Origin of the sequence: Micromonospora chaiyaphumensis, from assembly GCF_900091435.1 — a bacterium.
Taxonomy (GTDB): domain Bacteria; phylum Actinomycetota; class Actinomycetes; order Mycobacteriales; family Micromonosporaceae; genus Micromonospora; species Micromonospora chaiyaphumensis.
In genome coordinates, this window is sequence record NZ_FMCS01000001.1 from 836,270 (window position 1) to 850,344 (window position 14,075).

The window sequence follows — 14,075 nt, forward strand, 5'->3', positions numbered from 1 at the left end:
AGCCGCGCGGCCCCTCGCATCCACCAGGAGCGAGGGGCCGCATCGGCCGTAACTGCGGTCCGTCAGCCGTCGGCCGGGGTGAGCCGGACCCGGCGGAGCAGCTGGGCGTTGAGCGCCACCACGATGGTGGAGGCGGACATGAGCACCGCGCCCACCGCCGGGCTGAGCGCGACACCCGCCCAGGCCAGCACGCCGGCGGCGAGCGGGATGGCCACCACGTTGTAGCCGGCCGCCCAGGCCAGGTTCTGCCGCATCTTCCGGTACGACGCCCGGGACAGCCGGATCACGCCGGTCACCCCGCGCGGGTCGGAGGAGGCCAGCACCACCCCGGCGGACTCGATGGCCACGTCGGTGCCGGCGCCGATGGCCACGCCCACGTCGGCGCGGGCCAGGGCCGGAGCGTCGTTCACCCCGTCGCCGACCATGGCGACGGTCAGCCCGCGGGACTGGAGTTCGGTGACCGCCTTGTCCTTGTCGGCCGGCAGCACCTCTGCGAAGACCTCGTCCACGCCGGGGCGGAAGCCCAGGTCGGCGGCGACCGCCTCGGCGACCGGCCGGGCGTCCCCGGTGATCATCACGATCTTCTTCACCCCCTGCTCGCGCAGTTCGGCGATGGCCGCCCGGGCCTCGGGACGGACCTCGTCCTCCAGGGCGAACGCACCGACCACCTCGGGGCGCCCGTTCTCGGACAGCCGGACCAGGTGCAGCACCGCGGCGCCCCGCCGCGACCAGCCCTGCGCCGTCCGGGCCAGCTCGCCGGGAACGTCGGCTCCCAGTTCGCGCAGCAGGGCCGGGCCGCCCACCGCCCAGTCGGCGCCGTCCACCGTGGCGCGTACGCCCCGGCCGGTCAGCGAGCGGAAGTCCCGGGCCACCGCCCGCAGCCCTCGGTCCTGCGCGGCGCCGACCAGGGCCCGGGCGAGCGGGTGCTCGCTGTCGGCCTCGACCGCGCCGGCAAGGCGCAACGCCGCGTCGTCGTCCAGCCCGCCGGTGGCGGCCACCCCGGTGAGGGTGTGCCGCCCCTTGGTGAGGGTGCCGGTCTTGTCGAACAGCACCGCGTCGACGGTGCGCATGCGTTCCAGGGCGAGCCGGTCCTTCACGAGGATGCCGGCGCGGGCGGAGAGCGCCGTGGAGAGCGCCACGACCAGCGGGATGGCCAGCCCGAGGGCGTGCGGGCAGGCGATCACCAGCACCGTCACGGTCCGCACCACGGCCTGGTCGGTGTTGCCGAGCAGCAGCCAGGCCGCGAAGGTGGCGAGGCCGGCGACGGCGGCGACGTAGAACAGCAGCGCGGCGAACCGGTCGGCGAGCACCTGGGCGCGCCCGCCGGAGGACTGCGCCTGGGCGACGAGGCGGCCGATCCCGGCGAGCGCGGTGTCCTCGCCGACGGCCTCGACGCGTACCCGCAGGGCCGAGTCGGTGGCCACGGTGCCGGCGACCACCCGGTCCCCGACGCCGCGCGGCACCGGCCGGGACTCCCCGGTGATCATCGACTCGTCCAGCTCGGCGGCCCCGTCGACGATGCGACCGTCGGCGGGCACCCGGCCGCCGGAGCGGACCAGTACCAGGTCGCCGACCCCGAGGTCGGCCACCGGCACGCGGTGCGCGGCGCCGGAGTCGTCGAGGCGTTCGGCGTCGTCGGGCAGCAGCGCGGCGAGCGCGGCGAGGGCGCCCTGGGCCTGCCCGATCGCCTTCATCTCCTGCCAGTGACCCAGCAGCATGATGGTGACCAGGGCCGCCAGCTCCCACCAGAAGTCCAGGTCGAACAGGCCGAGGCTGGTGGCCGCCGACGCCAGGTACGCGACCGTGATGGCCATCGAGATCAGCAGCATCATGCCCGGTGCCCGGTCGCGGACCTCCCGGACGCCGCCGACCAGGAACGGCCAGCCGCCGTAGAAGAAGACGATCGTGCCGAGGATCGGGCCGACCCAGCGGACACCCGGGAACTCCAGCGAGTAGCCGAGCCAGTCCATGACCATGTGGCTGGTCAGCACGATCGGCACGGTCAGCGCCAGGCTCAGCCAGAACTTGCGGCGGAACTGCTCGGGGTCGTGCCCCGCGTGCTTGTCGTGCCCCGCGTGCGCGTCGTGGCCCGCGCCGTGGTGCCCGTGTTCGTGTTGCATCGAACTCCACCTCCGCGCCCCACCATATACCCCTAGGGGGTATCCGCCAACCCGCCGGTCCCGTCGCGACCGGTGGCCGGACACGCGAGGGGCCCGCGGGTTAGCCTCGGGGCAGGGCCGGCCCCGGGAGCGAGATGAGCGAGCAGAACACCCAGACGGTGCAGCCGGCGGCGTTCTTCGGGCACGGCAACCCGATGAACGCGCTGGAGGTCAACCGCTACACCGCAGCCTGGCGGGAGTTCGGCCGCTCGGTGCCCCGGCCCCGGGCCATCCTGGTGGTCTCCGCGCACTGGTACATCGGCGCCACCGCGGTCACCGCGATGCCCCGGCCGCGCACGATCCACGACTTCTACGGCTTCCCGCAGCAGCTCTTCGACGTGCGCTATCCCGCGCCCGGGCTGCCGGAGCTGGCCGAGGAGATCAGCGACGTGGTGCACCCCACCTGGGTGGGCGCCGACGTGGACTCCTGGGGCATCGACCACGGCACCTGGTCGGTGCTGACCCACGCGTTCCCCGACGCCGACATCCCCGTGGTGCAGCTCAGCATCAACGCGTTCAAGCCCCTCGACTACCACCTCGACCTCGGCGCCCGGCTCGCCCCGCTGCGCGAGCGCGGCGTGCTCGTGGTGGCCAGCGGCAACGTGGTGCACAACCTGGGCGGCGTCGACCCGCGGCTGGCCGACGAGGGCTTCGACTGGGCGCGCCGCTTCGACGACGCCGCCCGCGAGACGGTCCGGGACGCGCCGACCGAGGTGGCCCGGCTGGACGGGCACCGGGACTTCGACCTCGCGGTGCCGACCCCGGACCACTTCATCCCGCTGCTCTACCTGGCCGGGCTGGCCGGCGCCGCCGGGGACCGCCCCGAGGTGCTGGTCGACGGGTACGCCTACGGGTCGCTGTCGATGACCGCGTACACCCTCGGGCTGCGCTGCCGGGGCGCTCAGCCACCGGGCGGCGCGCCGTCGCTGCCGGCCGGCGTGCCCGCGGACTCCGCCAACATCTGAGCCCGCTCACACACCTCAACGCTCCGGTCGGGACCCCACGCCGGAGCCGCCGATCGGCACCTTGCCCTGCCACGGCCAGCGGCCGTCCAGCTCCACCTGCAGCGAGACGCTGAGGAACGTCCGGACCAGCACGATCAGCGCCAGCACCCCGACGCTGGTGAAGGTGGGCGACACCGCCACGGTCCGGATGATGTCCCCGGCGACCAGGAGTTCCAGGCCGAGCAGGATGGCCCGTCCTACCCCCTGCCGGTACGACCGGTAGTGGTCGACGACCTGCCGGGTGCGCCACCAGCGCAGTCCGAAGACGACCGTGGCGATGGCGACGCCGACCGCGATGACCACCACGCCGGCCAGGTCCAGGAGCGTGCCGACGTGCTGGATGATCTCCCTGGTCGGCACCCGACACCCCCGTACCGCCGGCGGCCCCCGCGCGTGCCGTCCGCAGCATCACCCTGTCGCATCGCCGCCGCCGGCGGGCGGCTTTTCACCCGAGCCCGCCCGGGCGGTGGGCTCGCCGGCATTCGCCTACCACCGCCCGCCGCCGCGCCTAGGGTGGGAATCGGACCGGACCGTCCCGCCGCCCCGGCGGGCGGTCACCGACGGCACCTGGCGAGGAGCGGACGTGACGCAGCCGGAAGAGGACCAGGAGAAGAGCAAGAAGACCGACGACGTCCTGTACTCCGCGGACGGGGACCCGCACCACAACCTGGCCCAGGCGCCGCAGCCCGACGAGCACCTGACGCCCCGCTACGAGCACGACGGCGAGACGGAGCCCGTCGGCGAGGAGTGAGCCCTCCGCTCAGGGCTCCGGCGACAGGTCGGTCCGGGCCGCCACGGCGTCGACGGCGGCGCCCGGCGGGGCGCCGGCCGGCATCTGGCGGTCGTGCAGGCGGCTGAGCAGCGCCAGCGAGGTGATCGCGCCGACCAGCGCCAGGAACATGTCCCACTGGGTGTCCCAGACGTCTCCCTGGGTGGCGAGGAAGTCGTCGGCCGCCGCCCCGCCGGCCAGCGCCGCCCACCACTCGATCATCTCGAAGAGGGCGCTGAACGCCAGGCAGGCGCAGACCACCAGCGGGGCGAGCCAGCGGCTGCCGCGCAGCGGCGACCGGCGGACCAGGATCTCGCGGACCAGGATCGCCGGCACGAAGCCCTGGATGAAGTGGCCGAGCCGGTCGTAGGGATTGCGGGACAGGTGGAACGCCTCCCGCGCCCAGTCGCCGACCGGCGTGCGCGCGTAGCTGTAGTGGCCGCCGACCACGAGGATCAGCGCGTGCACGGCGAGCAGGCAGCAGAGCAGCGTGGTCAGTGGGAACCGGCGCCAGGTGACCAGCACCAGCGGGATGCCGACGAGCACCCAGACCGTCTCCAGCAGCCAGGTCAGCCGGTCGTACGGCCGGATGCCGGAGGCCACCAGGGCGGCGAGGACCAGGACCAGCAGCGCCGGTGGGACGAGTCTGCGTGCTCGGGACACCGGCGACCGCCTGTTCACGTCTCACCCGGTGCGGCCCGGCGCCGTCCGGAGAGGCCGACGATAGCGGGCGGCGGGGGCGCCCTCCGACGCCCCCGCCGCCCGGGTCAGTCCTCGGCCTGCCAGCGGTAGAACACGGTGGCCACCGAGTCCTGCGGCCCGTGCCATTCCTCCGGCCGGTACGGGCTCACGTACGGCGCCAGGTCCTGCATCACCTTCGCGAAGACCGGCTTCGCGTCGTGGTTGCTCCGGGTCGCCTCGGCGGCCGACGCCTCCTGTTCGAGCAGGTGGACGTAGACGTCGTCGATCGAGTAGAGCCAGCGCCCGGTGACGCCCAGCTCGGTCGGCAGCGGGCCGGCGTCGGACTCGGCGAAGACCCGGGCCACGTCCGGTTCGGCGCCGGGCTTGATCCGCCCGACGATCACGGTCAGCGTGGTCTCCGCGGGCGGCTCCCCCTCCGGGGCCCAGTGGTAGAACTCCTTGGCCACCGAGTCGGACGGGTTCTTCCAGTACCTCGGGTACGGCGTCACGTACGGGCCGATGGCCTCGGCGATCTTCTGGAACGCGGGCAGGCCCCGGGTCTGGCCCGAGATCCTCGGGTCCTGCTCGCGCTCGATGACGTGGATGTAGAGGTCGTGGTGAGACAGCAGGATGCGCCCGATGACCCCGAGGTCCTGAGGCCGGGTGGCCTTGTCGTAGTGGCCGAAGACGTCACCGACGATCTTGTCGCTGCCGGGGACCATGTGGCAGACGATCACGTTCCGGAAGACCATGACTGCTCCTTGACTGGGTTCGGGTGGGCGGGCGGAAAGGCTCAGGCGGCGAAGGTGACCGGCAGCTCCAGCAGGCCGCGGAACGGCGACGCGGCCGGCAGCCGGCGGACCTCGTCGGTGGGCACGCCGAGCCGCAGCCCGGGCAGCCGGCGCAGCAGCGCGGCGAGTGCGATCTGCGCCTCCATCCGGGCCAGCGAGACGCCGAGGCAGTAGTGCAGGCCGTGCCCGAAGCCCAGGTGCGGACCGCGGACCCGGCGCAGGTCCAGCCGGTCGGGGTCGGTGAAGTGCGCGGGGTCGTGGTTCGCCGCGTTGATGGCCACACCGACGATCGAGCCGCGCGGGATGCACACCCCCTCGTACTCGATGTCCTCGGTGGCGATCCGCGGGCTGGCCACCGGCAGCGGGCCGTCGAACCGCAGCAGCTCCTCGATAGCGGCCGGCAGCAGTTGGGGCGTGGCGCGCAGCAGCTCCAGCTGTTCGGGATGGGTGAGCAGGGCGAGCACCGCGTTGCCGAGGAAGTCCGCGGTGGTCTGGTGCCCGGCGAACACCAGCAGGAAGGTGGTGGTGACCAGCTCCGCCTCGGAGAGCGTCCCGTCGCGGTCGACCGCGTCGATGAGCGCGCCGATGATGTCGTCGGCCGGGTCGCCGCGCTTGGCCCGCACCAGGTCGGCGAAGTAGTGGTGCAGGCGCAGCTGGGCCTCCTGCACGGCCGCCCGCTCCTCCTGCGGAGGCCGGCGGGTCGAACCGGAGGTGCGGATCACCTGGGTCCAGTCGAGCACCCGGTCGTGGTCCTCCGGCGGCACCCCGAGCAGCTCGCAGATGACCGTCATGGGCAGCGGGATGGCGAAGTCGTGCATCAGCTCGGCCTCGCCGTGCGGGAGCATCTTGTCGATGAGGTGGTCGACGACCTGCGCCACCCGCGGCCGCAGCGCCTCGATCCGCCGCGGCGCGAACGCCTGGGACACCACCCGGCGCAGCCGGGTGTGTTCGGGCGGGTCGGAGTTGAGCATGTTGCGGTTCAAGCCCTCCGAGTTCGGGCCGAAGATCCGCAGGTAGTGCTGGCCGGGGCCGTAGAGGTCCTTGGACAGGCGCGGGTCGGTCAGCGCCGCCCGGGCGTCGTCGAAGCGGGTGATGAGCCAGGAGTCGAAGCGCGGGGAGCTGACCGGGCACACCGGCCGGTCGTTCCGCAGCCGGGCGAAGGTCGGGTAGGGGTCGGCGGCGAACCCGTCGGTGTAGAGCTCGTTCGCCGGCACGGCGTCCTCGGTCATCGGTCCTCCTCCGGTGCGCTGCCCACGCTGTGCAGTACCTGGTAGGTGTGCCGCTGCGCGGACTCGCGCAGCTCGCGGATGATGGCCAGCAGCCGGTCCCGGTGCTCGCTGCGGCCGAAGGCGTCCAGCCGCTCGCGGTCCGCCCAGTCGCTGATGATCAGATAGCTGCGCGGGTCGTCGGCGTCGCGGACCAGGTCCTGGTGCAGGCAGCCGTCCAGCGTGCGGATCTCCTCGGCCGCGGTGCGCCACTCGGCCTCGAAGCGCTCCTCGCAGCCCTCCCGGGTCCGCATCGCGAGCACGGTGCGTACCCGGGTCACCGGGCACCGCCGAACACCAGGTGCAGGTGCTTGCGCAGCGCGTCGGCGTCGACCGGCTGGCTGCGGAAGCCGACGTGCCCGTCCGGGCGGACCAGGTACAACCCGGTGCCGGTCAGCCCGTACGTGGCGCGGAACCGGCCGTCGGCGTCGCACAGCACCGGCGGGTCGAGCAGCCGCGGCTCGGCGGCGTCCGGGCTGAGCAGCAGGTACGCGTCGACCTCCCCGGCCGTCTGCCGCCGCACGTCGGCGCAGAGATCGGCCATCGCGCGCAGCGCCGCCTCGTCGGCCGACGCGTCGGCGTAGAGCAGCAGGGTGTGCCCGGTGCCGCGGGTCAGGTCGCGCAGGCGCAGGGGGTGACCGACGCCGCGCCGCAGCAGCCCGTGCACGTCGGGGGCGCGGTCGCCGGGGCGGGGGGCCTCGCCCAGCGCGTCCGGATCGGACACGGTTTCGCCGACCAGGGGGCTGTCCGCGTAGCTGAGCAGCATGGACATCTCCTGGAGGAACTGCCGCTTCAGGTCCTCGCGGTCCAGCTCGTCGGTGAACGCCATCCGCACGGCGCGGCCGACGATCTCCTCGCCCTCCGGACGCCGCTCGGTCTCGTAGCTGTCCAGCAGTCCGGGCGCGGCGATCCCGCGGACCGCCAGGGCCAGCTTCCAGGCCAGGTTCCAGGCGTCCTGGATCCCGGTGTTCATGCCCTGCCCGCCCGCCGGCGGGTGCAGGTGGGCCGCGTCGCCGACCACGAACACGCGGCCGTCGCGGTAGCGGTCCACGATGCCGTGGCTGATCCGGAACACCGACGACCAGCGCAGGTTCGCGGCGCGGGTGCCGGGCGGGGCGAGGTGGTCGAGGGCGGCCTGGACGTCGGCCAGGGTCGGCGCGCCCAGCTCCGCGCTGAACCCGGGCGGGGCGTCCTGCCCGCCGGTCTGCGCGAAGAAGCGGGGCGGGGCCAGCGTGGCGATCCGGTAGCGGCGCTCGCCGCGCAGCGGGACGCAGACCAGCATGCCGTCCATCCGGCCGTCGGTCTCGTGCAGGAACCGCAGCAGGTGGCCGTCGGGCATGTCCCAGTCCACGTCGACGTCGCCGAGCATGAACAACTGGGGGAACCGGCCCAGCCCGCCGGTGAAGGTGAGCCCGAGCAGCTCCCGGACGCGGCTGTGCGCTCCGTCGCAGCCGACCAGGTACTTCGCGCGGACCGTCTCGGTGCCGCCGTCGGCGGTGGTGACGGTGGCCGTCACGCCGTCGTCGTCCTGGGCGAAGTCGACCAGCTCGGCGCCGCGCTGGGGGCGTACCCCGAGGGTGGCCAGTCGGGCGGTGAGGATGCGCTCGGTCTCGTACTGGGGCAGGCCGAGGTGCGCGTACGGCAGGCCGGGCAGCTCCCAGCTCATCCGGTGGGTCTCCACCCCGTTGACGAAGACCATGTTGCCGGTGAGCCAGATGCCGGCGTCCATGGCCTCCCGGACGACGCCCTGCTCCTCCCAGATCTCCATGGTGCGGCAGTGCACGCCGATCGCCTTGTCGGCCTGGCCGGCCGGGGTGGCCAGCTTGTCGATCACCCGGCAGTCGACGCCCCGCCGGGCCAGTTCGACGGCGGCGGTCAGCCCGGCGGGCCCCGCCCCGACGACGAGTACGTCCGTTGTCCTGTGCACGTCGGCCTCCCTGCCCGTGGTGGGTTGTCTCCCGCCGTCCACGTCGGGCACGACGTGGAACAGGCGGCGCCGGATGTCGAGGAGGAACGGCGCGATCGGCCCGGCCTGCGCGGAGGCGTGGGCGGGATCGGCGATCCAGCGGAGGAACTCCTCCGCGCTGTTCCACTCGGCGAAGATGTGGTGCACGTCCGACCCGGGTTCGCGCAGCAACTGCTCGCGCCGGTACCCGGGTATCCCGGACATCCGCGCCCGGACCTCCGGGTAGCCGCGGTGGAACTCGGCGAGCCGGGGCGCCGGCACGGTCAGCTCCACGTCCACGTAGACGGTCGCGTCACCCGTCCCGTGCTCCCGCAGCACCGGGTAGTCGATCGCGCCCGCCGCCTCGGTCAGTGGCCGGACCAGCTCGGCCAACCGCGCGGCCACCGGCCCGTCCCGGTACGCGTGGAGCGCCGCCTCGTCGGCCCACTCCGTGACGACGACGAACCCGCGCGGGTCCAGGGCGTCGAGCAGCAGCTCGTGCCGGAGGTTGCCGGCCGACCCACCGACCTGCCCCGCGACCGTCCGCCACGCGGACCGCACGGCGGGCTCGCAGCCCGGACGCGCGCGCAGCCGGAGCATCGTCCTGATCATGAGGTCCCCTTCGACGGCCTGCGGGAGACGGTGGAGCGGTCGCGGCCGGTGGGCCGAGCCGCCACGTCGTCGCGCTGCGACCCTGCCGGAGGTCGCGTCAACCGGCCGTCACCGGCCGCCCCCGCGACGTCCCCGCCCGGTGACGCCGCCGGGACGGGGACGCCGCTAGGACGGCACGCGACCCGGACCGTCGTCGGTGGATCGCGTGGTCGCGCTGCGGCGCTGGTGCCGAACGGCCGGGGTGGCCGCCCGGGGGGGGTCAGGCGCCGGGTGTCCGGACCGTACGGAGGAGGTGACCGGCCAGGTGGAGTGTGCCGCCGCCGGTCTCCGCGACCACGTCGATCGCCCTGACCTCCGTGTCGGTCCACGCCGGACCCGCGAAGCCCGCCCGTAGCTCCTGCTCGGTCATGCCCCAGCCGTGGCCCGCCGCCGGTGACACGGCCAGCACGAAGACGGCCGCGCCCGGCGCGGCGAGGCCCGGCAGCGACGCGAGGTACCGGTCCACGGCGCCGCCGTTCCGGTGGATGCTGTGCAGCAGGCCGGAGTCGAACACCGAGTCGAACGGCGCGGACGGCAGCGACAGGTTCGTGGCGTCCTGGACCTCGAAGTGCACGGGCAGGCCCTCGCGGGCGGCCTTGGCGCGGGCCAGACCGATCGCCACCCGGGAGATGTCGACCGCCGTCACCTGGTGGCCGCGCCGGGCGAGGGCGATCGCGAGATCGCCGGTGCCGCAGCCGATGTCGAGCACCTTCGGGCCCCGGACCCCGTGGTCGAGCACGTCGGCGAGGGCCGGCTGCGGACCGCCGATGTCCCAGGGCGGCCCGCCCGAGTCGGCGGTGTCGCGGTAGACCTCGTCGTAGTCGTGTGCACCGTGGACGGGCTCGTCGCGGTGCGCCTCGACGTCTCGTGCGCTCACGTGACCCCCTGGACGACCGGCTCGGCGGCGGGAACCCGGGCTCGACCAGCACCCTACCCCGCGACGGGCCGGCGCGCGCCGGCCCGCGATCAGGCGAAGAGGCGGGCCAGTTCGGTGCGGGAGCGGACGCCGAGCCGGTGGAAGATGTTGCGCAGGTGGTGGTCGATCGTCCGGGTGGAGAGCGACAGCCGGGTGGCGATCTCCCGGTTGGTGGCCCCCTCGGCGACCAGCTGGGCGATGTGCAGCTGCTGGCCGGTCAGCAGCTGCGCCGCCGGCCGTTGCGGTGACCCGACGGACTCCCCCGCCGCGCGCAGCTCCGCTCCGGCGCGCTCGGCCCAGACCGTCGCGCCGAGCAGGGTGAACGTCTCCCGCGCCCGGTGCAGGTACGCCCGGGCGTCCCGCGGCCGGCGGGCCCGGCGCAGCTCACGGCCGAACAGCAGCTCGGTCCGGGCCCGCTCGAACCGGTCCGTGTCGGTGGGATGCAGCCGCAGCGCCGTGCGGAACTCGCGCTCGGCCTCGGCGCTGCCGCGCGGGGCGAGCAGCGCGTGGCAGCGGGCGGACAGCGCGCGGCGCGACGGGCTCGCCGTGCTGCTGGCCCAGCGGTCGAAGACGGCGAGCGCGGCCGTGGGCCGCCGGCCGTCCTGGGCGGCCGCCTCCACGAGGTGCGGCGTGGCCATCACCTGCACGAGGACCTGGCCGCGGCCGGTGCCGGTGCGGGCCAGCGAGGCCAGCCGGGCGGCCGCGTCGGCGTGCCGGCCGTCGACCAGGTCGAGCACGCCGAGCGCCCACTGCGCGTACGCGTAGGGGCGGCTGCCCGGGGTCGCGCCGTCACCGATCTCGGCGATCCGGGCGAGGCTGGTGGCCCGGTCGGCCCGCACGGCGGCCAGCACGGCGAGGATGCCGAGGTGCACCCGGGCGCAGGTGCGCTGGCCGGTGGCGCGGGCGATCCCCAGCCCCTCGTGGGCCGTCTCCGCCGCCGTGGCGTGCCGGCCCAGCCAGTACTCGGCGACCGCCCGCAGTTCCAGCGCGCGGGGCAGCGCGGACCGCTCGCCGCGGGCCCGGGCCAGCTCGACGGCGCGGTCGGCGAGCCGGTGCGCCGCGCCGTCGACGGCCACGAGCAGTCCGGCCACGGCGGCGCAGATGAGCGCGGCCGGGGTGAGCGCCGGCCCGGTCAGCCGGCCGCCCAGGACGACGACCCGCCGCAGCGCCGGCCCGCCCTGCTCGTGGTCGCCGCGCAGGGTCGCCCCGACACCGGCCGCGAACGTGGTCAGCAGTTCGGCGTCGGGCGGGTCCCCGGGCCGGCGCAGCGCCCGCGCCCGCCGCGCCACCTCCGCGTACCGGTAGTGGTCACCGGTGAGACAGATGGCCTCGCCGGCCCGGGCCAGGCCGAGCAGGGCCGCCCCCCGGTCGGCCGGTGCGACGGCCTCGGCGGCGGCGAGCAGGGTGGCGACCGCGGTGGACGGCGCGTCGCAGCGCAGCTGCATCTCGCCGCGCAGCAGGTCGGCCGCGCCGGCCGCGGCCGGGTCTCCGGGCAGCGCGGCGAGCAGGCGCCGGGCCTGGTCGGGGTCGCCGGCCGTCCAGGCGCAGCGGGCGGCGGCGACCGTCCGCGCGGCGGCGCGGGCGGGGTCGTCGCTGAGTGCGGCGGCGCGGCGCAGCGCGGCGACGGCCTCGGTCCGGTCGTCCGCGCCGGCCGCGGCCGCCTCCAGCTCCGCCGCCAGGGCCCGGTCGGGACCGTCGGTGGCGGCGGCCCGGTGCAGGGCCGCGCGCAGCGGCCGGCCGTCCAGCGCCCGGGCCAGCAGCAGGTGGGCCGCCCGCCGGTCGGCCAGCGGCGCGACGACCTCGATCATCGTCCGGGCCAGCGGGTGCGGGAAGGTCACGCCCGCCGGGCCGGCGTGCAGCAGGCCGGCGGCCCCGGCCGGTGCGAGCGCCTCGACGCCGAGGCCGGCGGCGCGCGCGGCACGGTCCAGGGTGGCCGGGTCCCCGTCCGGGTCGAGCGCGGCCAGCAGCAGCACCCGCCGGGTGTCCGGCGGCAGCCGGTCGAGGCGGGCGCGGTAGGCGGCGCCCAGCGTGCCGCCGGCCGGCGGGGCGGCGGGCAGCGGCTCGGCACCGTGCCACTGGCCGGGGGTGAGCGCCTCGGCGAGGTCGACGAGCGCCCGCGGGTTGCCGCCGCTGACCGCCGCCAGCCCGGCGGCCACCACGGGCGGCGGTGGGCCGGGCCGGCGGTCGGCGAGCAGGGCACGGCACTGCCCCTGGTCCAGTGGGCGGAGCCGGCGGGCGGGCAGGTCGCCGGCCGCCGCCGCGCCGGCCGTGGTGAGCAGGAGGGCGACCGGCAGCCGGGTCAGCCGGCGGGCCACGACGGCGAGCGTCGCGGCGGTCTGCGGGTCGCCGGCGTCGACGTCGTCCATCGTGCACAGCAGCGGCCGGTCGCGGGCCACGACGGCGAGCAGGCCGAGCACGGCGGTGGCCAGCGTCAGCCGCTGGGCGTCCGGGCAGCCGCCGCCGGTCAGTACGCGCCGCAGCACCCGTCGTTGCCGGTCGGGCAGCGCGCCGGCCCGGTCGAGCACCGGGTCGAGGAGGCGTTGCAGGCCCGCGTACGGCAGCGTCGCCTCGTCGGCGAGCCCGGCGCCGGCGAGGACCGCCCGCTCACCGGCGTGCCGCCGGGCGTACGCCAGGAGAGCGCTGCGGCCGGAGCCGGGCTCGCCGTGGAACAGCAGCGCGCCACCGGCCGTCCCGGCGAGCAGGTCGCGGATCGCCCGGCACTCGTCGTCCCGGCCCCGCAAGGTTATTTGCACTGTGAATGCAGTAACCATGCATCCAGTTTCACCTATCGGTAACCCGTCGGAAAAGACTTTGCCCCCGGGATCCCCGCACGACCGGGGCGGCCGCCGTGGCGGCCGCCCCGGGGAGGGTGAGGCTCAGGAGCTGGGGCAGGTGTTGCGGTACTCCTCGATGGCCAGCCCGCTCGGGCCCGGGCAGAGGAACTGCTCGTAGCGGGTGTCGTTGTCCACGAAGCGCTTCAGCCAGGCCACCATCTGCTTGGCCGTCGGCGTGTTCACCGACTGCGGGAAGAAGTGGCTCGCCCCGTTCAACTCCAGGTACGCCTTCTCCGACGACGCCGGGATGCTGTTGTAGAAGGGCACCGAGTGGCTGGCGACCGGGGCGACGCTGTCGCTCTCCCCACCGACGATGAGCGTCGGCACGGTCACGCCCGACCACGTCTTGTCCAGGTTCCACGGTGCGAGCGGCACGGCGGCCTGGAGCGACGGCCGGGCGGCCGCGGCCTCCAGGGTGCCGCCACCGCCCATCGAGTGCCCGGCCACGGCGAGCCGGCCGGCGTCGATCCGGCCCCGGACGGAGCTGCGCTGAACCAGGTAGTCCAGCGCGGCCAGGAGCTGGCGACCCCGGCTGTCCGGCTGGTCGAGGAGGGTGTTGGTCTCGATGCCGATGACCACGAAGCCGTGCGAGGCGATGCGCGGCCCCAGCCAGCTGAGGCTGGACCAGGTGGCCGTGTAGCCGGGCGAGATGGCGATGGCGCCGAAGGTGCCCTCGCTCGTGCTGGTCGGGTAGTAGACGACCCCGCCGCCGAAGCCGGTGACGCTCAGGCCGGAGACGCTGTAGGAGGTGGTGGCGAAGGGGCCCCGGCTGGCCTCCAGGACGGCGTCGGTCGGCGCGGGGCCGCGCTCGTAGGGGTTGGCGGCGGCCTGCGCGCCGGTGGGGACGGCCAGGGCGCCGCCGACGGCCAGGACGGCCGCCGCGGCGAGTCGGGCCAGTGCCCGGAGACGGGTACGGGGACGGGTGGTGGTGGCTGATCGCACGTCGGTCGCTCCTTGTCGGGTAGGGAGATCCATCGACATACGTCAGTATTGAAGTGGCCGCCCCGCCACCGCATCGGCGAAATCACCGGTCGTCTCACCGGTCGGTGACCTGCCCGTG

The 14,075-nt window shown here is 75.2% G+C and carries 12 protein-coding genes; 2 read left to right on the plus strand and 10 right to left on the minus strand.

Annotated elements, in window-relative coordinates; all coding sequences use genetic code 11:
* Positions 1–62 precede the first annotated feature (62 nt).
* Positions 63–2,120 (minus strand): heavy metal translocating P-type ATPase, encoded by a 2,058-nt coding sequence (locus GA0070214_RS04005; protein ID WP_091259073.1) that lies wholly within the window; start codon positions 2,118–2,120, stop codon positions 63–65.
* 134 nt (positions 2,121–2,254) lie between these two features.
* Between GA0070214_RS04005 and ygiD the strand changes: the two genes are divergently transcribed.
* Positions 2,255–3,124 (plus strand): 4,5-DOPA-extradiol-dioxygenase, encoded by an 870-nt coding sequence (ygiD, locus tag GA0070214_RS04010; protein WP_091259076.1) that lies wholly within the window; start codon positions 2,255–2,257, stop codon positions 3,122–3,124.
* A 15-nt stretch (positions 3,125–3,139) separates the two neighbouring features.
* Here ygiD and GA0070214_RS04015 read toward each other — a convergent pair whose 3' ends face one another.
* Positions 3,140–3,523: a DUF1622 domain-containing protein gene (locus GA0070214_RS04015; protein WP_091259078.1), complete on the minus strand. Its 384-nt coding sequence runs from the start codon at positions 3,521–3,523 to the stop codon at positions 3,140–3,142.
* A 223-nt stretch (positions 3,524–3,746) separates the two neighbouring features.
* Here GA0070214_RS04015 and GA0070214_RS31710 point away from each other — a divergent pair, with 223 nt between their 5' ends.
* Positions 3,747–3,914 (plus strand): hypothetical protein, encoded by a 168-nt coding sequence (locus tag GA0070214_RS31710; protein WP_167364185.1) that lies wholly within the window; start codon positions 3,747–3,749, stop codon positions 3,912–3,914.
* Between the two features lie 9 nt (positions 3,915–3,923).
* Here GA0070214_RS31710 and GA0070214_RS04020 read toward each other — a convergent pair whose 3' ends face one another.
* From GA0070214_RS04020 to GA0070214_RS04055, 8 genes are all read right to left on the minus strand, one after another.
* On the minus strand, positions 3,924–4,595 hold the full coding sequence (locus tag GA0070214_RS04020; protein ID WP_091259080.1) for a DUF2238 domain-containing protein: 672 nt from the start codon (positions 4,593–4,595) through the stop codon (positions 3,924–3,926).
* A gap of 104 nt (positions 4,596–4,699) precedes the next feature.
* Positions 4,700–5,365, minus strand: coding sequence for a TcmI family type II polyketide cyclase (locus tag GA0070214_RS04025; protein WP_091259082.1), 666 nt, complete (start codon positions 5,363–5,365; stop codon positions 4,700–4,702).
* Positions 5,366–5,406: 41 nt separating this feature from the next.
* Positions 5,407–6,633 carry a cytochrome P450 family protein gene (locus GA0070214_RS04030; RefSeq protein WP_091259084.1) on the minus strand — a complete coding sequence of 409 codons (1,227 nt, stop codon included), beginning with the start codon at positions 6,631–6,633 and terminating at the stop codon, positions 5,407–5,409.
* On the minus strand, positions 6,630–6,950 hold the full coding sequence (locus GA0070214_RS04035; RefSeq protein ID WP_091259085.1) for a putative quinol monooxygenase: 321 nt from the start codon (positions 6,948–6,950) through the stop codon (positions 6,630–6,632). Before GA0070214_RS04035 ends, GA0070214_RS04030 begins: the two co-directional genes overlap by 4 nt.
* On the minus strand, positions 6,947–9,226 hold the full coding sequence (locus GA0070214_RS04040; RefSeq protein WP_091259086.1) for an FAD-dependent monooxygenase: 2,280 nt from the start codon (positions 9,224–9,226) through the stop codon (positions 6,947–6,949). The genes GA0070214_RS04035 and GA0070214_RS04040 overlap by 4 nt, the downstream gene beginning before the upstream one ends.
* A gap of 259 nt (positions 9,227–9,485) precedes the next feature.
* Complete coding sequence (locus tag GA0070214_RS04045) at positions 9,486–10,142, minus strand: class I SAM-dependent methyltransferase (protein WP_091259088.1); 657 nt, start codon at positions 10,140–10,142, stop codon at positions 9,486–9,488.
* An 89-nt stretch (positions 10,143–10,231) separates the two neighbouring features.
* A complete protein-coding gene (locus tag GA0070214_RS04050; RefSeq protein WP_244167536.1) occupies positions 10,232–12,922 on the minus strand; it encodes a helix-turn-helix transcriptional regulator in 2,691 nt (896 codons plus the stop codon).
* A gap of 135 nt (positions 12,923–13,057) precedes the next feature.
* Positions 13,058–13,990 carry an alpha/beta hydrolase family protein gene (locus GA0070214_RS04055; protein ID WP_091259881.1) on the minus strand — a complete coding sequence of 311 codons (933 nt, stop codon included), beginning with the start codon at positions 13,988–13,990 and terminating at the stop codon, positions 13,058–13,060.
* Between the last annotated feature and the right edge of the window lie 85 nt (positions 13,991–14,075).

Excerpts from the sequence above, each read along its gene's own strand:
- ygiD (WP_091259076.1), top strand. The coding sequence starts at position 2,255 with ATGAGCGAGCAGAACACCCAGACGGTGCAGCCGGCGGCGTTCTTCGGG.
- GA0070214_RS04025 (WP_091259082.1), bottom strand. The coding sequence starts at position 5,365 with ATGGTCTTCCGGAACGTGATCGTCTGCCACATGGTCCCCGGCAGCGAC.
- GA0070214_RS04005 (WP_091259073.1), bottom strand. The coding sequence starts at position 2,120 with ATGCAACACGAACACGGGCACCACGGCGCGGGCCACGACGCGCACGCG.
- GA0070214_RS04030 (WP_091259084.1), bottom strand. The coding sequence starts at position 6,633 with ATGACCGAGGACGCCGTGCCGGCGAACGAGCTCTACACCGACGGGTTC.
- GA0070214_RS04040 (WP_091259086.1), bottom strand. The coding sequence starts at position 9,226 with ATGATCAGGACGATGCTCCGGCTGCGCGCGCGTCCGGGCTGCGAGCCC.
- GA0070214_RS04055 (WP_091259881.1), bottom strand. The coding sequence starts at position 13,990 with ATGGATCTCCCTACCCGACAAGGAGCGACCGACGTGCGATCAGCCACC.